General features: G+C 71.4%; 15 protein-coding genes and 1 pseudogene. 5 read left to right on the forward strand and 11 right to left on the reverse strand.

Annotated features, from left to right (window positions below; genetic code table 11):
* Positions 1-120 precede the first annotated feature (120 nt).
* The 4 genes and pseudogenes from EIO00_RS25945 to EIO00_RS18090 all read right to left on the reverse strand — a co-directional run bounded on the left by EIO00_RS25945 (position 121) and on the right by EIO00_RS18090 (position 4,055).
* Complete coding sequence (locus EIO00_RS25945) at positions 121-324, reverse strand: acyl-CoA dehydrogenase family protein (RefSeq protein ID WP_422100055.1); 204 nt, start codon at positions 322-324, stop codon at positions 121-123.
* 73 nt (positions 325-397) lie between these two features.
* Positions 398-1,378, reverse strand: a pseudogene (locus tag EIO00_RS18080) (acyl-CoA dehydrogenase family protein); the annotation flags it as partial.
* Between the two features lie 64 nt (positions 1,379-1,442).
* A complete protein-coding gene (locus tag EIO00_RS18085; protein ID WP_140180531.1) occupies positions 1,443-2,108 on the reverse strand; it encodes a GntR family transcriptional regulator in 666 nt (221 codons plus the stop codon).
* A gap of 564 nt (positions 2,109-2,672) precedes the next feature.
* Complete coding sequence (locus EIO00_RS18090) at positions 2,673-4,055, reverse strand: pyridoxal phosphate-dependent decarboxylase family protein (RefSeq protein WP_140180532.1); 1,383 nt, start codon at positions 4,053-4,055, stop codon at positions 2,673-2,675.
* 276 nt (positions 4,056-4,331) lie between these two features.
* Between EIO00_RS18090 and EIO00_RS18095 the strand changes: the two genes are divergently transcribed.
* The gene (locus EIO00_RS18095) at positions 4,332-5,297 is read left to right on the forward strand and encodes a hypothetical protein (protein WP_140180534.1); all 966 of its coding nucleotides are present in this window, start codon (positions 4,332-4,334) and stop codon (positions 5,295-5,297) included.
* Between the two features lie 312 nt (positions 5,298-5,609).
* Here the strand turns inward: EIO00_RS18095 and EIO00_RS18100 are convergent, their stop codons facing one another.
* The 3 genes from EIO00_RS18100 to EIO00_RS18110 form a co-directional block, all read right to left on the reverse strand.
* Entirely contained in the window at positions 5,610-5,843 is a 234-nt protein-coding gene (locus EIO00_RS18100) for a DUF397 domain-containing protein (RefSeq protein WP_422100056.1), read from the reverse strand.
* 106 nt (positions 5,844-5,949) lie between these two features.
* Entirely contained in the window at positions 5,950-6,126 is a 177-nt protein-coding gene (locus tag EIO00_RS18105) for a DUF397 domain-containing protein (protein ID WP_140180536.1), read from the reverse strand.
* Positions 6,123-6,935 (reverse strand): helix-turn-helix domain-containing protein, encoded by an 813-nt coding sequence (locus EIO00_RS18110; protein WP_140180538.1) that lies wholly within the window; start codon positions 6,933-6,935, stop codon positions 6,123-6,125. Before EIO00_RS18110 ends, EIO00_RS18105 begins: the two co-directional genes overlap by 4 nt.
* Positions 6,936-7,278: 343 nt before the next feature.
* On the opposite strand from EIO00_RS18110, the gene EIO00_RS18115 reads away from it, so the two are divergent.
* From EIO00_RS18115 to EIO00_RS18125, 3 genes are all read left to right on the forward strand, one after another.
* Complete coding sequence (locus EIO00_RS18115; RefSeq protein WP_140180540.1) at positions 7,279-7,581, forward strand: ATP-binding protein; 303 nt, start codon at positions 7,279-7,281, stop codon at positions 7,579-7,581.
* Positions 7,582-8,555: 974 nt separating this feature from the next.
* Complete coding sequence (locus EIO00_RS18120) at positions 8,556-9,128, forward strand: hypothetical protein (protein ID WP_140180542.1); 573 nt, start codon at positions 8,556-8,558, stop codon at positions 9,126-9,128.
* A complete protein-coding gene (locus EIO00_RS18125; protein ID WP_140180544.1) occupies positions 9,118-10,485 on the forward strand; it encodes a hypothetical protein in 1,368 nt (455 codons plus the stop codon). The genes EIO00_RS18120 and EIO00_RS18125 overlap by 11 nt, the downstream gene beginning before the upstream one ends.
* Before the next feature lie 198 nt (positions 10,486-10,683).
* Here EIO00_RS18125 and EIO00_RS24255 read toward each other — a convergent pair whose 3' ends face one another.
* The 4 genes from EIO00_RS24255 to EIO00_RS24260 form a co-directional block, all read right to left on the reverse strand.
* Positions 10,684-12,753: an MBL fold metallo-hydrolase gene (locus tag EIO00_RS24255; protein WP_161602749.1), complete on the reverse strand. Its 2,070-nt coding sequence runs from the start codon at positions 12,751-12,753 to the stop codon at positions 10,684-10,686.
* Positions 12,750-19,025 (reverse strand): ICP22 family protein, encoded by a 6,276-nt coding sequence (locus EIO00_RS18135; RefSeq protein WP_140180546.1) that lies wholly within the window; start codon positions 19,023-19,025, stop codon positions 12,750-12,752. Before EIO00_RS18135 ends, EIO00_RS24255 begins: the two co-directional genes overlap by 4 nt.
* A gap of 892 nt (positions 19,026-19,917) precedes the next feature.
* Complete coding sequence (locus EIO00_RS18140) at positions 19,918-20,136, reverse strand: hypothetical protein (protein ID WP_140180547.1); 219 nt, start codon at positions 20,134-20,136, stop codon at positions 19,918-19,920.
* 230 nt (positions 20,137-20,366) lie between these two features.
* Positions 20,367-21,101, reverse strand: coding sequence for a lysozyme family protein (locus tag EIO00_RS24260; RefSeq protein ID WP_161602750.1), 735 nt, complete (start codon positions 21,099-21,101; stop codon positions 20,367-20,369).
* Between the two features lie 432 nt (positions 21,102-21,533).
* Between EIO00_RS24260 and EIO00_RS18150 the strand changes: the two genes are divergently transcribed.
* Positions 21,534-22,913 carry an FAD-binding oxidoreductase gene (locus EIO00_RS18150; RefSeq protein ID WP_140180549.1) on the forward strand — a complete coding sequence of 460 codons (1,380 nt, stop codon included), beginning with the start codon at positions 21,534-21,536 and terminating at the stop codon, positions 22,911-22,913.
* Positions 22,914-22,994 lie beyond the last annotated feature (81 nt).

Genomic DNA, 22,994 nt, shown 5'->3' on the forward strand with positions numbered 1-22,994 from the left:
GTCGGCGCGGGGCCGGCGCGGCGACCGGCGTGCGCCGACGATCCCGCGACCGCGGCGGGCGGGGCGCGAAGGACGCCGGCGCGATGCCGGTCCCGCCCCGCGGCGGGCCGCCAGGGGCCGTCAGTCGACCCGGTACTCCTCCAGCAGCCGACGACCGATGATCATCTTCTGGATGTCGGCGGTGCCCTCGCCGATCAGCAGCATCGGCGCCTCCCGGTACAGGCGCTCGATCTCGTACTCGGTGGAGTAGCCGTAGCCGCCGTGGATGCGGAAGGCGGCCTCCACGACCTCCTTGCAGTACTCCCCGGCCAGGAACTTGGCCATTCCGGCCTCCANAGGCGGCCTCCACGACCTCCTTGCAGTACTCCCCGGCCAGGAACTTGGCCATTCCGGCCTCCAGGTCGTTGCGCTCGCCGGAGTCCTTGCGACGGGCCGCCATCACCATCATCTGGTGGGCGGCCTCGACCTTGGTGGCCATCTCCGCCAGCCGGAACTGCACCGCCTGGTGCTCGGCGATGGGCCTGCCGAACGCGCGGCGCCGCTGGGCGTAGTCGATGGCCAGCTCGAACGCCCGCCGCGCCATGCCGCAGGCGCGGGCCGCCACGTTCACCCGGCCGACCTCGACCCCGTCCATCATCTGGTAGAAGCCGCGGCCGGGCACGCCGCCCAGCACCCGGTCGGCGCCGATCCGGTAGCCGTCCAGCACCAGCTCGGTGGTGTCGACGCCCTTGTAGCCCATCTTGTCGATCTTGCCGGGGACGGTGAGTCCGGGCGCGACCTCGCCGAACCCGGGCTCTTTCTCGACCAGGAACGTCGTCATGTTGCGGTGCGGGGCGTCGGCGCCCTCGTCGGTGCGGCACAGCAGGGCGATCAGGTTGGCCGAGGCACCGTTGGTGAGCCACATCTTCCGCCCGTCGATGACGTAGTCGTCGCCGTCGCGCCGGGCGCGGGTGCGGATCGCCGCCACGTCCGAACCGCAGTCCGGCTCGGACATGGAGAAGGCGCCGCGGACCTCGCCGGCGGCCATCTTCGGCAGCAGCCGGGTCTTCTGCTCCTCGGTGCCGTGACGGCCGATCATGTAGGCGACGATGAAGTGGGTGTTGAGGATGCCCGAGACGCTCATCCAGCCCCGGGACAGCTCCTCCACGACCAGGGCGTAGGTCAGCAGCGATTCGCCGAGGCCGCCGTACTCCTCGGGAATGGTGAGCCCGAAGACGCCGAGCTCCTTGAGCCCGTCGACGATCTGCCGCGGGTAGGCGTCGGCGTGCTCCAGCTCGGTCGCGACCGGCAGCACCTCGCGGTCCACGAAGTCGGCGACGGTGCTGAGGATCTCCTGCTGCGTGTCGGTCAGACCTTCGGTCCGTGCCAGCCGGCCCATGGCCACCTCCCTGATCAGGCTGCCCCGGTACGGTAACGGGCGCCGGGGGACGGGGGCGGACCGGTCAGGAGGAGACGGTCTCGGCCTGCTGGCCCTCCTGCTCGAACATGCCGCGCCTGCGGAACAGCTCGACCACCAAGTCGCCCTGTCTGCGCAGCATCGCGACGTACTCCTGCTCGGCCTCGGCGACGTCGCCCTTGCGGATGGCCCGCACGATGGCGGCGGTGCCGCGCCGCTCCACGGCGTCGGCGCCGGGCACCAGCTCGAAGAGGTTGCCCGGGACGATCCCGGTCATCTGGCGGAGCATGCCGTGCAGCCGCGGGGACCGCGCCGACTCCACCACCAGCCGGTGGAACCGCGACGTCAGCTCCTGCAGCTCCTCGGCGTCCTCGGCGGCGGCGATCCGCCTGCTGAGCGGCGCCAGCCGCTCGGCCAGCTCGTCCCCCCGGCGTTCCACGGCGCGGCGCACGGCGAACCCGTAGAACAGGCCGTACAGCTCGTAGTGGTCGCGGACCGCCGTCTCGTCCAGCGCGTTCACGAACACCCCGCGGTGCGGGATGATCGTCATCCAGCCCTCGCGCTCCAGCGCGATCAGGGCCTCCCGGACGGGGATGCGCGAGACTCCCAGCGTCTGCGCGATGGCGTCCTGCGGCACCCGCTGTCCCTGGCGGAGCACACCGTCGAAGATCAGCCGCCGCACATAGAGCCGGACCTGCTCCCCGCTGCTCATCCGAGTCAGATTCGGATTCGGTAGGTCGACCGCGCTCTCCGCCTCGGTTCGCAATGGGACGGTTCGCTGCTTGCGCGGGATCGTCCTCACCTCTAGGTCCGGGGGGCGGCCTCATACCGCCCGACTTGTATCAAAGCTACCAGCGCGGTGTTCCGCTCCGAGCCGATCACCTGCGACGATCACGGGCGAAGGAGCCCTGAACCGCCCGGCAGAACGGCCTTTCCGGCAGGCCCGAGCACGGCGGCCCACCGACGCACGGTGCGCGATTTTATATATCGCCTCGCCGCCCGTACGCCGAACCGCACGGGCGCGGCCCCAAGGAAGCGCGATCGGCCGTCGCCTCGGCCGAACGGCCGGTCTCAAAGGCGGGTCGGACCGGGTCTCTCGGTCGTCACGGTCGCCTCCTGCGCTCCGGGCGGAATCGAGCGGACCGCCGCCGGGCCGAGGACGCCGCCGCCGAGCTCCTGCGCATCCCTCCGTACAAGGGGTACCGAAAGGCCGAGCGGGCGTCCTCCACAGGGCCTGCGGCGGACACCCGCTCCGGAGGCGGCGGAACGCCCGGTGTCACAACGCCGCGTCCAGGGCGTCGACGATCCGGTCGAGCTGGTCGGGAGTCGTGCGCCAGTTGCTGAAGGCCGCCCGCAGGGCCCAGGTGCCGTCGAGGACGGTGGGGGTGACGAAGAGGTCTCCTCCGGCGGCGACCGTTTTGACGATCCGGTCGATGCGGTCGGCGGTGGGACCGTCGGCGACGGTAAAGCAGACCACGTTGAGGCGGACGGGGGCCAGCAGCCGCCAACGGGGGTCGGCCTCAAGGCGGTCGCCGAGGGCGCGGGCGGCGGCGATGTTGCGTTCGACGATCTCGCGGTGCCCTGCCCGCCCGTAGGCGGTGAGGGAGAACCAGGCGGCCAGGGCGCGCAGCCGCCGGGAGTTCTCCGGGGTCAGGTGAATGAAATCCGGGTCATCGGTGGGGAGGCCGAGGTAGGCGGCGGCGTTGCGGAAGACACGGACCTGCAGGTCACGACGCCGGGTGAACTGCACCGCCGAGTCGTAGGGGACGTTGCCCCACTTGTGCAGGTCCACGCAGACCGAATCGGCCTCGTCCAGGCCCGCGACCAGATGCGCATGGGAGGGGGAGAGCGCCGCATAGGCGCCGAACGCGGCGTCCACGTGGAGCCAGAAGGGGTGGCGTTCGCGCAGCGCGGCGATGGCCCGCAGGTCGTCGAAGTCCCCGGTGTTCACCGTCCCCGCATTGGCCACGACGACGGCGGGGCGTCCCTCCAGCGCGGTCAACGCCCGCTCCAGCTCGGTGAGGTCCACGCATTCGCGGCCGGGTTGGGTCGGAACGGGCCGCAGGGCGTTCCGGCCGAGGCCGAGCATGGACAGGGCCTTGAAGACGCTGGAATGCGGTGTGCCCGACAGCACGGTCACCGGCCCGAGCGCCCCGACCCCGGCGTCGGAGACCGCGACGCCCGCCTGCTCGCCGAGCCATTCCCGGGCTATGGCGAGTCCGACCATGTTCGACATGGTCGCCCCGGTGACGAAGGCCCCGCTGTGCGCCTCCCCCAGCCCGAACAGCTCGCGCAGCCAGCCGACGACCTCGCGTTCCAGGTCGGGCGCGGCCGAGTCCAGCCCGCTGGTGGGGTTCTGGTCCAGCACGGAGGTCAGCCAGTCCCCGGCCAGCGACGCAGGGGTCGCTCCCCCGGTGACGAACCCCAGGTAGCGGGGGCCGGCGCTGCCGGAGAACCCCGGCTCCCAGCGTCGCCGGAACTCCTCCAGCGCCCCGGCGAGTCCTTTGCCCTCCTGCGGCAGCGCCCGTGCCGCCCTCGGTGCGGGCGGAACCGCCACCGCCCTCGTCTCCAGGCCGGACAGCAGGTCGGTGGCGTACCGTCCGGTCTGCTCCAGCAACTGCGGAAGCCGCGCCAGGTCGTCGCCGAGTCGTTCGTGCATGCAGTGGACGCTAAAAGCGGACGGCTCCGTTGTCGCGGGCCAATGGAGGGAAATTGGTCGGGACGGAGCGGTGAACGGGCACGGGCCGACGGTCGGGAGGCCGAAGCCGCTGCTCGAACCGGGCCGACTCGGCGGTGCCCCAGGACGGCTCTCGTCCGCATGCCGCTGTATCCCCACGGCCGCTGTACGCAAAGGCCGGTGGACCCTACCCTGCGGGTGTGGCCCGGCTCCCGGCGGGTCACGCCCCCTGCAAGAGCCGGCCGTGTCGGAGGGAACATGCCGCCGCAGCGTCCGCCATCGTCCTGGACGCGGGCCGGGCGCACAGCGGCCGTGCCGGTCTCCATGGCGGCCGGGGTCTGGGCCGCGGCGACGCTGGTCCGGGACTTCCACATCAACGGTTCGGTCAGCCGGCAGATACCGGTCGTGCTGGTCATCGTCGGCGTGTTGTTCACGGCGACCCGTCTGCTGCCGGCCCCGGCCTACCGGGCCCTGCAAAGGCGCATACGGCGGACCGCCGAGCACGACATGAGGGCTTCGTTCGACCTCGATGTCCCGAATGACGTCTCGGAGCGGAAGTTCTTCTCCGCTCTCCGGCGCCTCTGGGCTCTGTTCGGCGCGCTCTTCGGCATCCAGGTCGCGATGGGCGTCGCGGTGGGACCCGTGGCGTTGCATCTGTCGGTGCGGCTGTGCGAGGCGCTCGGTCTGCCGGTGCGGCTTTCCGGCTTCGGCGCGACCGTCATCGCCGCCTGGGTGATCCTCGGTCTCTGCCCGGTGCTCACCTACGTGCTGCGGGCGCCGACGGGACGGATACCGGCCCTGCAGGCGGTGTACGTGCTGGTTCGGCAGGCCCTCGTCCTGAGCGGTTTGCTGCTCGCCGCACGGGTTCTCGACGGGGTCCGGGTGACGGCCGGGCCGGAGTGGCGGCAATTGCTCGTGCTGGCCGTGCTGACCGTGTTGTTCACCCTCCTGGCCTTCGAGTTCTCCGCACCCGGCCTCACGCTGCTCTTCCTGGTGACCTTCAGTGCGTTGAAGCTGTGGCTGCTGTCGTGGCTGAGCACCTGGATGGACCCCGCCCTGCAGATCAGCGGCTTTTGGACCTTCCTGGGGACCGCCCTGTTCATCGTGGCGCTGACCTGGCCGATCCGGGTGATCGACGGACGGCGACGGCAAGCGGAGCAGCCGCCCGATCCGTTCTGGGACATGCACCACATGCCTCCCCAGCCGCCCTCGACCTACTTCTGAAGCCTTCCGTCCGCTGGGCTCGAACGGCTCTGGGCGCCCCGCCGACGGCCGTCTCCACCCGCGGAGAGCCGGTGGGACCGGGACGTCGAGGAGCCGATACGGGCCTTGAGGGCGCGCTAGGCGCAGCGGCGCCCGTCACCCCGTCGGCCAGCTCCCGCTGCTTGGCCGACCGCACGCGAAGTGCTCGGCTGAGGACGGGAACCATGAGAGAGACAGGCGGCAGCGCCCGCCCTGCAGTCGCAACAGGGGCGTCGCCGACTGGAGACCTGAGCGGGTCCGACCGGCGGACGGGTCGAGCGGACGGTCAGGGGGTCATCGCTTGAGCCGGGTCAGCAGGGCGGTGAACTGGGCGAGAGACACGGTCAGGTGACCGCGCTCCCGGTTCTTGGAGTCACGGACGCCGACGTCCTCGGCCAGGCGGGCGACCTCGACACAATGACCGCCGTTGGAGGCGCTGTAGCTGCTCTTACGCCACTGTGCGACCGTGCCTGCCTCCTTCAGGGCTTCTCGATGGGAACGGTCGAGGGTTGGACAACCGGGGATCAGGCTTGATCCCCGGCCAGAGCCTTACGAACGAGGCGGGGTTCAGCCACCTGAGAGGTGATCTCGGACGCCCGATGCCGCCCTGCCGGACAGCCAGAGGTCAGATGGTCTACCGCTTGAGCTGGGCCAATAGTGCGGCGAACTGGGCGGAGGTCAGGCTCAGGTGACCATGCTCAGGACTCTTGGAGTCCCGCACGCCAACCCCTTCGGCAAGACGTGCAACCTCGACGCAGTTACCTCCATTGGAGGCGCTGTAGGAAGACTTCCGCCACTTCCGGGCACTCATGTCCACTGCTCCTCAAGGACCTTTTTGATGAAGTCGATCGACTGATCGACCGGCAGCGCGTGGCTGCGAATCGCTTCGAACGACTCTGCCACCTTCTGGATTTCACTGCCCACACTTGTGGTCATACCACGTAGGGCGCACTCTGCATACGCCACTTCGGTGCGATCGTCCAGCGTCGCGATCACGAACGCTCCGGCGTTGCCGGGATGGGGAATGCCCCGGGGCACGATCTGCACGGCGAGGCGCGGGGAGATCATCGCGAGCAGGTGTTCAAGCTGCTCACGCATCACCTCGGGGCCACCCAGCCCGTTGTAGAGCACCGCCTCATCAAGAAGACAAACCACAGCAGGAGGCGGTGGAGACGACCTGTGAAGGATCCTCTGTCGTGCAAGGCGAGCTGCCGTCGCCTCCTCGTCACCGAAGAGCATCGTGCGGGCGTACGCCTCTGTCTGGAGAAGTCCGTAGACGACCACCGGCTCGAATGAGCGGAGCATGACGGCTTCGGCCTCCACCACCGGCCAGTCGAACCAAGTGGGGAAGGCGGAGTCCATCACCAGGTCGTCCCAGAGCTCCAAGAGCTTGCCGCCCGCGCCGAGCTCCCGGTCCATGGTCTCGGCGAACTCGCGAGAACAGCGGGTCCGGCCGCCCTCCACCTGCCCGACGTACTGGCTGGTCACGCCCCGACCGTTGTTGGCGCGGCGGCCCAGGCTCTCCTGAGTCAGCCCGGCCTCCTCCCGGTAGCGGCGGAGCTGACGACCGAAGGCCAGCAGCGTCGGCGAAACGCTGCCTCGCCTGCGTCGAGGGGCCATGCTTCACCCTCCCAAGTCGATGAAACCGGCCAGGGTTCCGATGAAACCCGGCGAGGATCACGAAGGACCACCGTGACCAGTTTCCAGCCTTCATCCAGCACTTTGTGACGAAGCGTACTCGGCCAGTGGCTGAATATCCGTGAAACAGAGCAGTCAGCTCCTTGAAAAGGGATTATTCATGCTCAACGAGCACCCGCGACCGAGCATCCGTGATTCCCGCCCATCGGAGGCGCCAGATGCCCTGACCATCGCCCTGCTCGGGTCCCCGGCCTCCGCCGGCCTGGCACGCACCTTTGCCGAGCAGAAGATTCACAAATGGGACTATTTGCACATCCTGGACGACGTGCTTCTGATCACCGGCGAGCTGGTCGCCAACGCCTCCGAGGCGACTCCGGGCAAGAAGCTCTGCTATCGCCTTGAGCGCAACCCCAAGGGCGTCCTCATCTCCGTCTGGGACTCCAGCCCTCACGTCCCCACCGTGAGGCCCGTCGTCGAGCTCACCCTCGAAGCCCTCGACCGGAGCGAGGACGCCTTCGACTCCGGCGGCGGCTGGGGCCTGCCCATCGTGCAGGCCCTCTCCGTCGCCTGCGGCTGCACTCCGCACCCCACCGGCGGCAAATGGGTCTGGGCCCGTCTCGTCCCATGATCAGCAACGTCCCCGGACCAAGGGAGACGAGAAGGCCCACCCGCTCCGGAGCGGTCGCCGGCAGAGCCGTCTCACGACCACGTCGTTTCCCGGTCGGTCGTCTTGCACCCAATGTGCGCAAGACGACCGACCGCGGGTCGGCCGCTCAAAGGGCCATCGCATACAGGACTTTTTGAACACACGTCCGGTCGCAGCCACCAGTCCCGGCCTCGGGCCCCTCGAGAGGCACCTGCCCGGGGAGTAGACGCCGATGCCCCCGAGCACGAGCCGGCCCCACCTCCCCTGGGCGCAGGCCGGATGCCAGCAGCGACCCGGTGAAGACACAGGAGCCCGGTGGAGACATGGAAGAGGCGTCCGAGCGCCCTCCCCACCCCCGCTCACGGTCCGGCGACCATGCCCTGCCCGACGCTTCTTGGCGATCAGCCCACCGGACCGTCTCTGAATGCTCAAGGCCCCCGTCTGGGAGTCACGGGAAACGATGGCGAGCGGGTATCGCCGATGGTGCCGAGCGACGGGGCGGCGCGTCGGCGGTCAACCTATGGGCGCTGATGACCGACCTTGCATTCCATCGACATCCATCCTCGTTGAAACGGTGCCGTACAACCTTCCGGTGCACGATGACGCCCAGGAAATCCGTTACGCCGTTCATGTTTCGAAAGAAACCTGAACGACGTCGAGAGCTCCTCACCCCCAGAGCCCGGCTCCGGCCGCCAGGCCAGTGCCCACGACCTCCCAAACACTTTTCCAAAAACCCTTGATTACAGCCGTCCCTCATCCTCCCACCGGACAGACCGAAACCATGGACAATCCACTGGAGAACATATTCACAAGTCCTTGACCAGCAGATTCACACAAGACGCACGCCACCACCCCCGACAAGTCCAGCAAAATATAACCATTCAAGTAAGATCTTTGTTGATTGCTGACATTGCAGGCAGTGCTCACGATCGGAGTGGACCGATCGGAGGAGCGCTGTGCCAGACCAGGACCTGTTCCCCCGACAAGTCGGCAAGGGCTGGAAGAGGGCGATCGAGGCGATCGGCGAGCTGGCCCCGGCCGCTCCCGATGCCGAGGAACGACGGCGGCAGGCGGGCGAGGAGCTGAAGCAGGCGCTGCTGGCCACCTTGGAGGAGATTCCCCCCGGATCCTTGGATCTGTTCGACGCCGCCGCCGAGCTACGGCGACTCGCCCGCAGCAGGGAAGCGGACATCGATCTGTGCGCGGCCTTCGGCGACACCGATGACGACGAGGCCGGGCGACTGCTGGCGTTGGTGGCACGGATGCTGCTGGCGACGATGGGCGGTGAGCTGGCAGGGCTGACCACCGAGGAGGTCGTCGCGCTGCTGGCCGGGCATTTCCTGCGGGCTCTGGCGCGGAGAGCGGGATTCGATCGCCGGTTGCCGTTCGGGCTGGGCTCAGAGCTGTCCGCTCCCGATGCCCTGAGCAGGGTGGAGCAGGTGCTGGCAGAACCCGCCGTGGAAGAGCTGATTCCCACGCTCCTGGACTGTTGTCGGCAGTCCTCCGGAGGGAAGCAGGATGAGCACTGACCGAGTGATCGAGTATTGGTCGAACGGCAGGAGTGAACCACTTCACCTGAGTTGGAAATACGACGTCTACAGCGACTTCTCCGAAGCGGCCAACGCGATCGCCGATGCGTTCCCGCCGGTGGCCGCCGACTTGTGGGATATCGCCGCCGCCTGTCATGCCGTCGACCGCCGGGTGCGGCGGCCGCCGAACGAACACTGGAAACCGTCTGCCTGGGGCCGAGACATCGGTATACGGGTGGCCGTTCGCAACCCGTCCTTGTGGGAGCGACACCGCCGTCTGTTGGAAGGACTGCTGACTTGGCTCACCTGTGACCGATGGTCATTGTCCTTCCGTGAACCACGTCCCGGTGAGCTGCCGAAGCAGGTTGTTGAGCCTTTCCTGGAAGGCATAGACGATTGGCCGGGGAAACGAATCGCCATGCTCTTTTCCGGCGGTGCGGACTCCACCGCCGGAGTGCTGCACGAGGTATCGCAGAGTCAGGGCGATTCGGTACTGCTGACGGTGAGCGTGGCTTCCAACAAGAAGATGCGCTCTCGCCAGGAGAATCTGGCCAAGTCCATCCCGCAGCGGCTCGGGATGCGCGTGGCACCGCTGCCTTTCAGGTTGCATCTCAAGAAGTCGACCAGTGGTGCCGTACGGTCCGAGAACAGCCAGCGGACGCGAGGTCTGGTGTTCCTGGCCGCGGGAATCGCCGCCGCGCTCACCGCGGGCTGCCGCAGGCTGCTGATCTATGAGAACGGCATTGGAGCGATCAACCTGCCCTGTACCCGGGGCCAGGTCGGCGCCCAGGCCGCCCGTCCGGTCCATCCGCGGACGATCCTCGTGATGCAGCGCATCGCCGACATCGTGGCGGACGCCTGCGGGCTGCCACCACTCGTGCTGGAGAACAAGGCGCTGTGGCGGACCAAGGCGGAGTTGATCGGCGGCCTGCCGCCCGCATACGACGACATCCTGGCCGCCTCCGTCTCCTGCGACACGGGCTTCGCCGCACGATCTGAGTTCAGTCACTGCGGGGAATGCTCCTCATGCCTGCTGCGGCGGCAGGCCCTGCTCGCCGCCGGCCGCTCCGCCGTCGAGCATCGGGAGGAGTACCGCGGGCGCAGCGAGATCGAGGATCAGCACCTGCACGCCATGCTGTGGCAGGTCGCCCGGATGAGGAGGGCGCTGGAGGCCGAGGACCCATGGACGGCGTTCGTGCAGGAGTTCCCCGACGTTCTGTGCGTCCCGTCGGTTCTGGACCACAGGGACGAACTGCTCGACCTCTATCGGCGCTACTGCGCGGAGTGGGCCGACCCGGCGATCGCCCGGCGTCTTGGATTCCAGCCGAGCACCTGGGGACTGACCGCCCCTGGGTGATGGCCTCCTTCCGGCTCTTCTCCCCTACGGCATCCGGGCTCGAGGCAGGTTTCCGTCCTTCCCTTCCGTCCGCTCCGTCGGTCTTCGCGCCCACCCCTTCGGACCAGGTCCCGCCTCAGGCCGCCCGCACCCGGCTCGAACGGTTCGGCCGCCGGCCCTGAAGATCGCCCGGCGCCCGGGGCCGCCATGCCCCGCCGGTCACTCGGGACGCCATGCGGCGGTCTCGACGGTGGCGTGGTCGCGGACGCGCAACACCTCCCGGAACCTTCGCTGCCGGCGGTGCAGGCCGTGCACGAGCATGGTCTGACGGGCGGCGACCTCGTCGGCGATGTTCAGCAGGCCGCGCCGGTCGGCGTGGGCGGACACCCGCATGGTGGCCACGCGCGCCTTCACCTGGACGGTCACCCGGCCGCCGTGGACCGGAAGGGTGAACTCCCCGCCGCCCTCCTCGGACAACCGCCGCAACCGTGCGCCCGGCGACTCCTCGTCCTGGTAGCCCGAGATGAACAGGGCGCTGCCCGGGTCGGGCAGGATCCGCGCCGCCCACTGCACGGCCGGGCCTCCCGTCAGCATGCCCGACGTGGTGATGACGACGCCGGTGCGGAAGGTGTCGAGCTCGGCGGGGCGGTCGGCGACGGCCACGGCGTCCCCGAAGATCTTCAAAGGATGCGCGGAGTCGGCGGTCGCCGCCTCGAAGGCCCTGCTGAGATCGGCGGCCATCCCGTCGATGCGGACCGGTACCTCCGGCAGGTGCCGCCGCAGGACGAGGGCGATCTCCTGGGCCCGGCCGAGGGCGAAGGCGGGGATCAGCACCCGGCCGCCGCCCTGGTGGATCTCCTGGACCTCGCGGATGAAGTCGCCGACGCGCCGCTCCCGGTCCTCGTGGTCGTCTCCGCAGCATGTGGTCTCCAGGACCAGCAGATCGGCGCCTCGGGCCGATTCCGGCAGGGTGTAGCCGTCGACGCTCTCCTGCCGGAACCCGGAGATGTCGCCGGTGACGACGACCCGGCGGTCACCGGCTCGGATCACCGCCCCCGCGGCGCCCAGGATGTGCCCGGCGGGGAACAGCTCGACCGTCATCCCGCCGATGCGGCGCGGCACCGCGAACGGCACCTCCTCGCACCGGCGGGCGGCCGCCTCGACCTCGGCGTGGCCGTACAGCGCGACCGGGTCGGCCCCCCAGCGGGCCCGCGCACGGTTCTGCTCCCGCATGACCTTGGCGGTGTCCTCCCACATCATCGGCATCAGCCGGACGGTCTCGGGAGAGGCCAGGATCCGCAGCCGCGGGTTCCGGGCGACCAGTGCGGGCACATAGCCGCAGTGGTCGTTGTGGGCGTGGGTGACCACGACGGCGTGCAGGTCGCCCTCGAGCGCCCGGTCGATGTCCCGCGGGGGCAGCGTCCGCCCGTCGGAGGGGCGCAGGCCGGCGTCGACCAGGATCCTGGTGCCTCCGGCCTCGACGAGCAGGCACGATCCGCCGATCTCGGTGTCCCCGCCCAGCGGCGTGACGCGCAGGTCGAGGTCGTCGACGACCTCGACGGGGGGCGCGGGCGGGGTCGGGTCCACCACGGCCCGCACGGCGGCCAACAGTTCCTCGGGGGTGAGCGATGCGGCGGCCGCCGCCGCGAGCAGGACGTCGTTGTAGCGGCCCGGTGAGGCGGCGTCGCCGCGCGGGTCCCGGCTGGCCGCGTCGTCGCGCGGTGCGGGAGGTCGTTCCAGCGCGTGCAGCAGCGCGGCGGCGGTCGCCCGCGGGTCCCGCAGCCGGTGCTGCGCGACCGCGAGCTGCCGGTCGAGTTTGTCGACGCGTTCCTCCAGCTCCGTCATGGCGGCGCGCGTCTCTTCGAGCAGCTTCCCGGCCTCGCGGGCCTCTTGCCGGGCGTACTCCAGCCTCTGCCGCTCGGCCTCGAGCTTCTTTTTGAGGACGCGCTCGGCCTGCCTGGCCCGTTTGGCCCGTCTGGCCGCAGGGTCGGGTGCGGACCCCGGCGGGTCCAGCCAGCCGAGCGCCGCCTCGACCACCGCGTCGTCGGGGTTCAGCAGCAGGGTCGCCAGATGCCGTGCCCGGTCCTGCAGGCGGGCGCCGCGCAGGGTCTCGGCCACCCGGACGCGCACCGCCGGGGAGCGCCGCAGCACCTCCAGCAGCCAGGGCGCGCGCTCGCGGACCAGCCAGTCCGGGCCGCCGGGCAGGCGCGCGGCGCCCGGGCGGGAGCACACCACCTCGGCCACGGCCCGCAGGATCGGTTCGGCGGCGGCGCGGTCCCCCGCGCTCATCGGTGCCCGTCCATCCGGCGAGTGGCCTCGGCGAGCACCGGTTCGCACGACAGTCTTCCCTCCCTGGGCTCCAGTGCGCCCAGCAGCCGCAGGACCTCCACCAGGTCGGCGGTGCCGGAGTAGCCGTGGGCCCGCAGGGATCGCGCGCTCAGCGCCGGAAGCGTCTCCTCCCCGTGCAGCTCCAGCAGTCCGGCCAGGTCCTCGGGGGTCTCCGGGGCGTCCTCGGCGACCAGCTGCCGCCATGCCGCGCTCAGGCACTCGTCGGCCAGCACCCCGGTGGCGGCGACGAACTCCTCAGGGTCGCGGCGCAGCCGCTCCTGGCACCACCGGAGGGCCCGGTCGCGTTCGACGCCGCGCTCCCCGACGCGGTCGACGATCTGACCGATGAGCATCGGCCAGCCTCCGGTGCAGACCAGCAGGGCGTCCTGGCCCTTCTCGTCGGGGAAGCCGTGCGCCTCCTCCCACATCCACTGGCGGATCGCCAGCCGGTTGAAGCGGCGCAGCTCCATCAGGTCCACCCCGTCCCGGCATTGCAGGTCGCTCCAGACCCGCGCCAGGCCGGGGCCGGTGACCAGGACGACGGCGAGGGTGCCGCGACGGGGGGTGGAGACGGCCGCCAGCGCCTCGTCGAGCCTGCGGGCGAAGTGGCGGCCGTCGCCGTCCTCCGGCACGGTCATGACGATCACGGTGTGCCCGTCGTGCCGGTTCGCCCGTTCGACCGCGCCGTCGAAGGTGAGCCTCCCGGGGCCGACCAGGTGGATCTTCACCCCCGGGTTGTCGAGCTCTTCCTCTTCGAGGGCGAACGGGACCCGTTCCACGTGCAGGGCGCGTGAGCCCGCCACCACGTGGACGAGGTCGTGCGGGCGCAGCAGCGCGGCGAGCTGGCGGCTGCTCAGCGGCGAACGCTCGGGGCCGCCTCGGAAGGCGCCGTGGTAGGAGTGGGCGTCGAAGCTGTCGGGCTTTTCGAATTCTCCGGCGTTCTGCAGGACCTCCTCGACCTCGGCGGTGCCGCCGAGCAGGTTGAGGATGTGCGGGGTGCGCAGCCGGTAGCGGTCGGCGTCCAGGCCCAGGACGCCGAGGTTGACGCATTCGTCGAGCAGGCTGCGGAAACCGTCGCTGCTGCAGTCCTCGAAGCCGGCCTCCCACCAGTAGCGGCACTGCTCCGACAGCTCGCCGACGCTGAGGGCGGCGTCCGCGCCCTCGGTCAGAGCGTGCAGGGCCACCGTGTAGGCGATCACCTTGTAGCGCTTGTCCAGGTTGAGCGTCCACTCGAAGCGGTCCCGGAACCCGCGCGCCAGGGTCTTGTCCCGCCAGACCTCCGCGACGTCCTCGGCCGTGATCTCGTAGGGGAGCTCGCGCGTGGCGCGCGGGTTGCGCCGCAGCCTCTTCAGCAGCTCCTCGGCGAAGAGCTGGATGAGGGCGGGGGCGTTGTTGGCCTCGGCGATGACGCGGGCGGCCAGGGTCTCGGGGAAGCGGAACCCGAGCGTCGCCAAGGGGCGCACCAGCAGGTCGAACGCGTCCTGCGGCTCCAGCGGCCCCACCGCGATGGGGGTGCCCAGGTGGGCGAGGGGCTGGTTGGTCAGGCTCTGGAAGCGGGCGGTCTGGTGCAGGCCGGCGAAGACGACCTTCACCCGGCGGCCCGTCTCCTCCATCAGGTTGCGCAGGGCGATGACGTTCTCGAACTTGGCGCCCTTGGCGTCCTCGTTGAGGAACTGGTCGGCCTCGTCCAGCAGGATGAGCAGCTGCCGCTGGGGATCCCGCCGGATCCATTCCAAGATGGCCTTGCACACCTGTTCGCCGCGCACCAGCCCGGTGGGGATCACGCCCTGCTGGGCGAGCTTGTCGGCGAGCTTGGACCACAGCGAGGCCAGCGGCGCGACCTTGCCGACGGTCTGGATGTTCTCCAGGATGACCACCCGGTTCCGGTCGGTCGCCCGGATGTGCCGTTCGACCTTGCGCAGCAGCGCCGATTTGCCCAGCTGCCGGCCGCCGTAGACGAAGGAGGAGCCGGTCTGGTCGGTGACCTCCCGGAGCTGGTCGGCGCGGCCGTAGAACATCTCGTCGGGCACGTCGCCGACCGGGGCGTAGGGGTTGGCGGCGGTGAAGGGCGCCATCAGCGCCACCGCGACCGACCAGTCGGCCTCGGGCATGCAGGCCAGGTAGCTGATCGCAACGTCGTCGAGCACGCCGGCCACCGGCGCCGGTCGCCGGCGGGCGGCGGCGGCCAGCTGCTGCCGCTCCTCGGGGGACAGCACGCCGAAGTACCACACCAGGACGGTCTGGTCCTCGGGCTGGTCTTTGAGCATCTCGATGAGCTGCTGGGGTCCGGGTCGCCGCCACACCAGCAGCAGCCGCAGCCGCTTGCCCGAGGGGCTCATCCGGGAGCCGAAGGCCGGCAGCAGCGCATCGCCCACCACCTGCTCCAGCTCCAGGTCGATCCATACGCGGTGCGGGTCGGCCGGTGCTCCGGTGACGTCGCGCTGCACGCCCTCCAGCCCGATCATCCGCAGGACGGGTCTGATCGCGCTTCTGAGGTTGCCCGCGGTCTTGGAGCCCAGGCCGCACGCCCGCCACTGCCGCAGCCCCTCCTTGGACTCCTGGCGGCGGGCGTTGCGCAGCGCGGGGATGTCGATGCCGGCGCCCTCCAGCAGCGCGGCCAGGTCCGGGTCGGCGACGTGGGTGCCGGCGCCCAGGGCGTCGATCAGCGCGTTGAGGAACTCGACGTTCTCCTGTTTGCGGGCCCGTTTCCCGCCGCGGACCAGGCTGCGGGCGAACGCGGCGGGGAAGGCGGGATAAAAGCGCCGCAGGTGGTGGTCGACGCCCTCGGAGGCCTCGTGCAGCTGCCGGCCCGCCTCGATCTGGGCCAGGAACTCCCGGGCCGTGGTCAGGTCGCCTTCGCCGATGCGCTCGGCGATGCGGTCGCGGACGGCGGCCACGCGGGGGTCGTGTGCGGCCCGTTCCTCCAGTCGGGCCCGTTCGCGCTCGATGGCCTCCCGGCTCCAGTCCTCGAGCAGGTCGCGCAACCGGTCGAGGGAGCGGTCGATCCGGTCGAAGTCGCGCCGGTCGCCCAGCAGCGTGCTCAGCCTCTCCTCCGCCCTGCGGACCTGGTCCTCGGTGAGCACGCCGTCCCGCGCCCGGCGCGCCACCAGGTCGCGGATCTCCTCGACCCGCGCATCCCGGTCCTCGCGGGCGCGCCTGACGAGCTCCTCGCGTCGGGCGCGCAGCTCGAGCGCCGTCTGCAGGTCTCGTCGTTCCAGCACCGTGACGATGGCGAGGGTGCCCTCGTGGTCGCCGCGTGCGGCCCGTTCTTCGAAGGCGGCCCGCCAGGCCCGATCGTCGGCGAGGGCGGTGGGGATCAGCTGGTCGACGGTGAACGGTTCGCGGGGCCCCAGGGACGCCGGGTCCAGCGGGATCGTGGGGGCCAGCAGCAGGTCCCGGTTGACCACGTGGGCGATCGGCGGCTCGCTCTCCGGCAGGGGCCTGCCGGAGAGCAGGTCGAACGTCTCGGTGAGCAGGTCGTGGGCGGCCCGGACCGCGGCGGCCTTCACCTCGTCGGGCGTGCGGGCCATGTCCTGCAGCGCGTCGAGGATCGCGGCCCGTTTCGCCTCGGACGCCTCCTGCAGCTGCCCCAGCGGTCCGAGCCTCCAGTCCTGGACGTCGGCGGCGTCCCGCTCCCGGATCTCCCGCACCGCCCTGGCCCACCGGCCCGCCGTGTCGAGGGCGTTGGCGACCTTGGCGACGAGCTGGGCGCGGGCCCCTGCGATGATCTTCTTGGGGCGGCGCCGGGCGGTGATGCGGCGGGTCTTCTCGTCGATCATCCGCTCGATCTCATCGGTCGCGCGCAACCGGGTGACCTGGGCGGCGACCTGGTCGGCGTTGGCCGGGTCGTCCTGGGCGGCCAGCATCAGCAGGCTGCCGACGGGCTCGTCCCGCTGCAGCAGCGTCTTCCACACCTCGGTGGCCGGCTGGTATTTGATCTTGCGGTGGGGTTCCTCCTCCAGGAGCCGGGCCGCCTCCCGGGCGCTCTGCGTCCGCGCCATCGTCGCCTCGGCCATGCCGCGCGTCCGGCCGGCGACGCCCGAGCCCAGGTAGGCGCCGCCGCGGGCGGCACGGACGAACATCTCCCCGCAGTCGACCAGGTCGGGGTGGCCGGAGACGACGACCGTGAGCTCCTCCAGCAGCTTGGTGGACTCGGGGGTGGGATGCACCAGGCCGGCCCTGATCGCGGCCGCCCAGGCCAGGACGCCGCCCGCCGGGTCCTCCGCGAGGGCCTTGACGCTCAGGTTCCGGGCCAGCGCGGTGAACTCGGCCGACAGCGGTCCGGCGAAGACCGCCATCTCCGCCGCGATCGCCGTGCAGTGACGGGCGGCCGTCTCCGCCTCCGGTCGGCCCGCGGCGCTGCGCAGCCATCCGGCCAGCCCGAACCGGCCGGCGCGCAGCGCGGCGGCCTCCGCTTCGGCCACGGACGGACCGGCGGGGGACGTCGCCTCGGCGGCGGGGCGCGCCGCCGGTCGGCGGTCCGGCTGCTCGGTGGTCGTGGGCCCGGTCCCGGCGGAGACCTCAGTGGAGGTCCCGGCGGAAAGGTCAGGAGGGGTGTCGGAAGGGAGATCGCCGGAGAGCTCGGCGTGGGAGGCGTCGCCTGCCGCGGGTGCGCGCCCCTCGCCGCGGGTCCCGGCCGTCTCGACGGGGGAGGCGTCGTCGTCCGGCGCCTCTTCCGGGAACGCCTCGGCGATCAGCGCATCGAGTTCGGCCAGGTCGTCGGCCGTCCCGTCCCTCTCGTCCGCTTCCGCCGAGGGCTCCGCGTCCGCCTCAGGGGCCGCGTGTCCGAGGTCCCGTCCGGTGTCTCGGTCGGCGTCGTGTCCGGTCTCGTCGTCCGCCCGTTCGGAGGGGTCCGGGTCGTCGTCCCGTTCGGTCTCGCGGGCGATTCCGCCGCCGTGATCGTCCTCGGGTCCCTCCTCTGCGGCCCCTGACGCCGGAGGCGGCGCGTCGGGCATCGTCAGCTGCCCCATCAGCGCATAGTCGACCAGCTTCCGGCATTCTCCGGGCAGGTGCGCGCGCGCCTTGTCGGCGAGATCCGGAGCCCGGGACGGGCCGTCCGGCAGGCTCATCGCCTCGATCAGCTCCGCCAGGGCCGCGAGCCCGTCGCCCTCGCCGGTGCGCGCCATCCGGCGGACCCGGTCGAGGGCGTCGGCCACACGGTCCGGTCCCTGCAGGCCCGTCAGCCTCCGGATCCGGGAGGCGTCCGCCTCGGCCCGCCGTGCGTTCTCCAGCGCCTCGGCCAAGGCCGACAGGTCGGCGGCGGGAGGGTCGCCGGAGGTCACGGCCTCGACCTGCTCTCGTACGGCGTCGAAGCGTGCGATCGTCTCGCCGATGAACGTCACGTCATCGTCCTGCGGGCGTCGTCCGTCCCGCAGCCGCGTCGCGATCCGGTCGGCGGCCGCCGCGGCCCGGGGGAGGCGCTCACGCAGCTCCTCCACGGCCGCGGCGACGGCGGACAGGTCGGGCGACCGGTCGCCGGTCGTCGGGGCGGTGGACGGCACGGTGGTCTCGTCGGAGGGCATGTCCGTCTCGTCTTCGTGGTCGGCGGCAGGCGGGTCGGTGAGCCGGCGGCGCGCCAGCTCCCGCAGCTCGAGGAGACCGATGGGGCGCTCGGGGAGGCGGGGATGTCGCTCGCGGAGGTTCTTCCAGGCGGCGGCGACCGCGCCCGCGCCATCGCCCAGGCGCTCCGGTCCGGCCGCCAGGAGACCGAGCGCCACGGGGGCGAGCGGGCGATCCAGCCCGATGACGCGGGTCAGGCCCCAGTAGGCGATCGAGGCGGGATGGTCAGCGGCCAGATGGGAGCACAGCCCCGGGGCCTTGGCGAGAGCCCTCTCGGCTCGGTCGGGGTCCAGCAGCGCATGACAGTCCTCGGCGGTCAGCTCATCGGGATTGCCGAAGCCGTGGACGAATCCGATGGCGAGCAGCCCGCGAAGCGAGCCACGACGCCGGGAGTCCCCTGCTCGCAGGATGCGCAGAACCGCTTCGGCGGATCGCGGGGTGACTTTTTTGGCGTCTTGAAGGCCCACATGGCTCAGCACCGCGCGGAGGATTCCGGGTGAGCACGCTTGCAGCAATTCCCGTATGTCGTCCGCGGAGACGGCGGCCAATGCGGCCTCCTCCAGCCCGGCGAGATCGGCGTCACCGAGCTGCTCGGCGAGCGATCCCAGCGGCGCCCGTCCCCTCGTGCGCCGGGCGGTGCTCGCATCGTCGCCGCATCGCCACCTCCGCTCCAAGCGCCCCTCTCCCTTCGTGGGAATCCCGATCACAGGTAGCACCCTAGCCAGCAATCCCGGAATGAGCCCCTATGTCAGAACATCCACCTGATCGGGTACACGAGACTGACCTCGAGGACCCCTCTGAGGGCGCAGCTCCAGACCGGGACGGGACATTCCGAGCAAGGACAGGGGAATGCGCCGACAGGGCCGCCGCCCCCGCCGGGCGCCGCGGCAATCCGCCCGGCCGATGAGGTCTTCTCAAGAAGAGAAGTGACATATATGAATAAAACGTGCACTAGAGATTTTTCAGGCGTCGCGTCGTCGGCCTCGAGGGACCGCGGCCCCTTCGGCCGGAGCGGTCCGGGCGCCGGGTCCCCGGCGACGCCGTCCTGTTCACCGCGCCTTCGGGAGCCGGGAGCCGGGCGCCGACCGCGACGGACCGGTCGCCGCGCACCGGCGTGCGATGAGGAAGACGAGGAAGCGGGAGCCGGCCGACGGCCGCGGCCGGTGGAGACCGCGAGGGGGCGTCAACGGCGCTGCACGAGGAGTCCCTGGCCGGCGGGTGCGATGCGAGCCCCGGTGCGGCCCGGCGGCTTCCTCGCCCGCACCACGGTGGTCGCCGCCTCGACGCCGCCGCGCACGGAGGCGGTGATGCGAGAGAAGCGGGCCGACCCCCGGGGTGATCCCCCAGGGTCGACGAACGGTCCGGCGGCTCACGGAGGCGCGAGACCGGAGGCGGGAAGGGCGGCCGGAGGGCGGGCCGGCCCGTGCGCGGCCGGGCCGTCGCCCGGGCACGGCGCGATCCGCCGGAGCGGGCGGAGAAGGGAGCAAGGAACGGCGGCCGGCGATCGCCGGCCGCGCCGCGGCGGGTGGTGCGGTCGCCCGCCGGACCGCACCACCGGCACGAGGGCTACCGGGCCTCGTTCAACGCGGCCAGGGCCTGGGCCCAGCGGACGTACTTCAGCTCGGCCAGCTGCGCGACCGTGGTGACGCCGAACGCCTCCTTGAGCAGCTCGCCGTCCCGCTCGGAGACGCCCTTCAGCGCCGAGACGGGGGCGGCCAGGACCTCCGGCAGGCTCTTGTCCGCCCACGCCTTGTCCAGCACCTTGTCCAGATCGATCGAAGCCACGCGCTCTCCCGGACGATGTCAGTCGCGGACGGTGCGCGACGGTCCGCCGTCGCACACCTACTACACGTGTAGCAGCATAGGGGGCGAGAAGCCTCGACGTAAACGATTCACGATCTACCCGACGAGAAAGGCCAAAAGCACCGATCGGCGGGGCCGGAACAGCGGCGACGCCCCGCCGCCGCTCGCATGACGGCCGCGCCGCGGCGCGGAGGAGCGGTCGCCCCAGCGGGTCACGCCCGGCCGAGGGCGGCGATCGCCTTGGGCAGGTCGCGCTCGTACCGGCGGGCGTAGCGCTGGGCCTGCGGGCCCCGCCAGTAGGGGCCGCCGTTGTAGCGGGCGGCCAGCTCCCTGCCCTCCTCCGGGGTCATCCGATCGGGCTCCTTGTGGGCGAAGGAGGTCTCCTTCTTCACATCCCGCAGGTGGTAGGCGGCGATGACGATGCCCTGATGCGGGTCCTTGAGGGAGGAGACGATGCGGCGGCGCTGGGCGGGGGCGAGGTTCTCCGGGTCGTATCCCAGGGCCTCGGCGGCGCGGCGCACCTGGACCTCCATCGGGCCGTAGGAGGTCTTGTCGGGGTGCCGGGAGGAGAGGCCCCAGCGGCGCACCCAGCCCACGGCCGTGTTCATCCACTCCGGTTTCCCGCCCGCCTCCTGGTAGGCGATGCCAGCCAGGACGGCTTCGGGGATGCCGGCCTCACGGGCGGCGGCCCTGATCGTGTCCGCGTAGTGGGCGACCCACCGCCCCTTGAACTCCTCCTCGTCGGCGAGGCCCAGCGGCCTGGCGAGGAAGAACTGTCCGCTGCCCCATCTCGGGCCGTCGGCGGTCAGGTGCGCCGTCCGCTCCAGCAGTCGCCGGTGAGCGGCGGTGAGCGGGTCGCGCCGGGCGGAGTCCCGCCCTCGGGGCGGGCGCGCGACGGGGTCGCGGGCGGCCCGGTCGGCCCCCTTCGATGATCGGGAAGTCGTCATGGTGACCGTCCTGTGCTCCGGGGGTGCGTCGGCGGGCCGCAGGCAGAGCGTACAGCCGAGTCGGCCGCGACGGAGAGTCCGCCGTCGCCGCCGGGTTCGACGGCCGGGCGGTCTCCCGCTCGCACGGGCCGCGGCAGGAGGACCGGGCCGGACATCGACGTCGGCGCCGCCCGCACGCCCCTCCGGGGGCCGAGGCCGGCGGCTCCTGCGGGCGAGGACGCGCACACTCCACCCAAATTAAGCGTTTTATACATGTTCGCCCGTTTCCTCGGAGGGCGGGTCGGGCAGGGGCACCGGAAAGCGGCCCCGGCGCGGCAAGGGTGACCGCGGCGGCCCGATGAGGCCCCGCCGGGAGATCCGCGGCCGATGGCGCGGCCGGGAACCGTCGATGGCGGGCGGGGCGAGGGCCGCGCGTTCCCTCAGGAGATCACCATGGACGGCGCAACCCTGGAAGCGATGCGCTCCGCGCTGCGCGGACCGGTCATAGGCCCGCAGGACGCCGAGTACACCGAGGCCCGCACGATCTACAACGCGATGATCGACAGGCGTCCCGCCGCCATCGCACGGTGCGCGGACGCCGCGGACGTCATGGCGGCGGTCGCGTTCGCCCGCGACCGCGGACTGGAACTCGCCGTCCGGGGCGGCGGGCACAGCGGCCCCGGCCTGTGCCTGGTGGACGGCGGCGTCACCCTCGACCTGTCCCCGATGCGCGAGGTGCGCACCGATCCCGCCGCCAGGACCGCGCAGGTCGGCGGCGGCGCCCGGCTCGGCGACCTCGACCACGCCACCCACGCCTTCGGGCTCGCCACGCCCACCGGCATCGTCTCGTTGACCGGCGTCGGGGGCCTGACCCTCGGCGGCGGCCACGGCTACCTCACCCGCAAATACGGACTGACCGTGGACAACCTGCTGGCCGCGGACGTGGTGCTGGCCGACGGGAGCTTCGTCACCGCCAGCGAGACCGAGCACCCGGACCTGTTCTGGGCGCTGCGCGGCGGAGGCGGCAACTTCGGGGTCGTGACCGGCTTCACCTACCGGCTCCATCCGGTGGACACGGTCGGGGTCGCGTTCACCGTGTGGCCCGTCGACCGCACCCGCGAGGTGCTGGCGTGGTACCGCGAGTTCCTCCCGCAGGCGCCCGAGGACGTCTACGGCTTCTTCTCGCTCTTCACCGTCCCGCCCGGCCCGCCGTTCCCCGAGGAGATCCACGGGCGGAAGATGTGCGGCGTCGTGTGGTGCCACACCGGCGACCTGAGCCGCCTCGAGGAGGCGTTCACGGCGGTGCACGAGGCCGGGCCGCCGGCCTTCCACGCCGCGATGCCGATGCCCTACCCCGTGCTGCAGAGCGCGTTCGACGAGCTGTTCCCTCCCGGGTACCAGTGGTACTGGCGCGGCGACTTCTTCGACGACATCCCGGACGCCGCCGTCGACGTGCACCTGAAGTACGGCGAGAACATCCCCACCCCGCTCTCGCTGATGCACCTCTACCCGGTCGACGCGGCCGCCCACCGGGCGGGTCCGGACGACACCGCGTGGAGCTACCGGGACGCCGTCTGGTCCGGCGTCTTCGCCGGCATCGACCCCGACCCCGCCAACGCCCAAGCCGTCAAGCGCTGGTGCGTCGATTACTGGGAGGAGATGCACCCGTACTCCATGGGCGGCTCCTATGTGAACTTCATGGGGTCGGGCGAAGGGCAGGAGCGGGTCAGGGCCACCTACCGCGACCACTACGACCGGCTCGCCCGGATCAAGCGGACCTACGACCCGGACAACTTCTTCCACGCCAACCAGAACATCGCCCCGGCGCCGTGAGGCGCCGCGCTCCGGCGTCGCGCTCGTGCCGTGCCCGCACTGCGCTCATGCCGTGCTCGCGCCGTGCCGACGCCGGGTCCG

The sequence above is a fragment of the Thermomonospora catenispora genome (assembly GCF_006363815.1).
Lineage (GTDB): Bacteria > Actinomycetota > Actinomycetes > Streptosporangiales > Streptosporangiaceae > Thermomonospora > Thermomonospora catenispora.

Bases quoted from the DNA above. Each gene is read 5' to 3' on its own strand.
- EIO00_RS25945 (WP_422100055.1), bottom strand. From the start codon at position 324: ATGGCCAAGTTCCTGGCCGGGGAGTACTGCAAGGAGGTCGTGGAGGCC.
- EIO00_RS18085 (WP_140180531.1), bottom strand. From the start codon at position 2,108: ATGAGCAGCGGGGAGCAGGTCCGGCTCTATGTGCGGCGGCTGATCTTC.
- EIO00_RS18090 (WP_140180532.1), bottom strand. From the start codon at position 4,055: ATGCACGAACGACTCGGCGACGACCTGGCGCGGCTTCCGCAGTTGCTG.
- EIO00_RS18095 (WP_140180534.1), top strand. From the start codon at position 4,332: ATGCCGCCGCAGCGTCCGCCATCGTCCTGGACGCGGGCCGGGCGCACA.
- EIO00_RS18105 (WP_140180536.1), bottom strand. From the start codon at position 6,126: ATGAGTGCCCGGAAGTGGCGGAAGTCTTCCTACAGCGCCTCCAATGGA.
- EIO00_RS18110 (WP_140180538.1), bottom strand. From the start codon at position 6,935: ATGGCCCCTCGACGCAGGCGAGGCAGCGTTTCGCCGACGCTGCTGGCC.
- EIO00_RS18125 (WP_140180544.1), top strand. From the start codon at position 9,118: ATGAGCACTGACCGAGTGATCGAGTATTGGTCGAACGGCAGGAGTGAA.
- EIO00_RS24255 (WP_161602749.1), bottom strand. From the start codon at position 12,753: ATGAGCGCGGGGGACCGCGCCGCCGCCGAACCGATCCTGCGGGCCGTG.
- EIO00_RS24260 (WP_161602750.1), bottom strand. From the start codon at position 21,101: ATGACGACTTCCCGATCATCGAAGGGGGCCGACCGGGCCGCCCGCGAC.
- EIO00_RS18150 (WP_140180549.1), top strand. From the start codon at position 21,534: ATGGACGGCGCAACCCTGGAAGCGATGCGCTCCGCGCTGCGCGGACCG.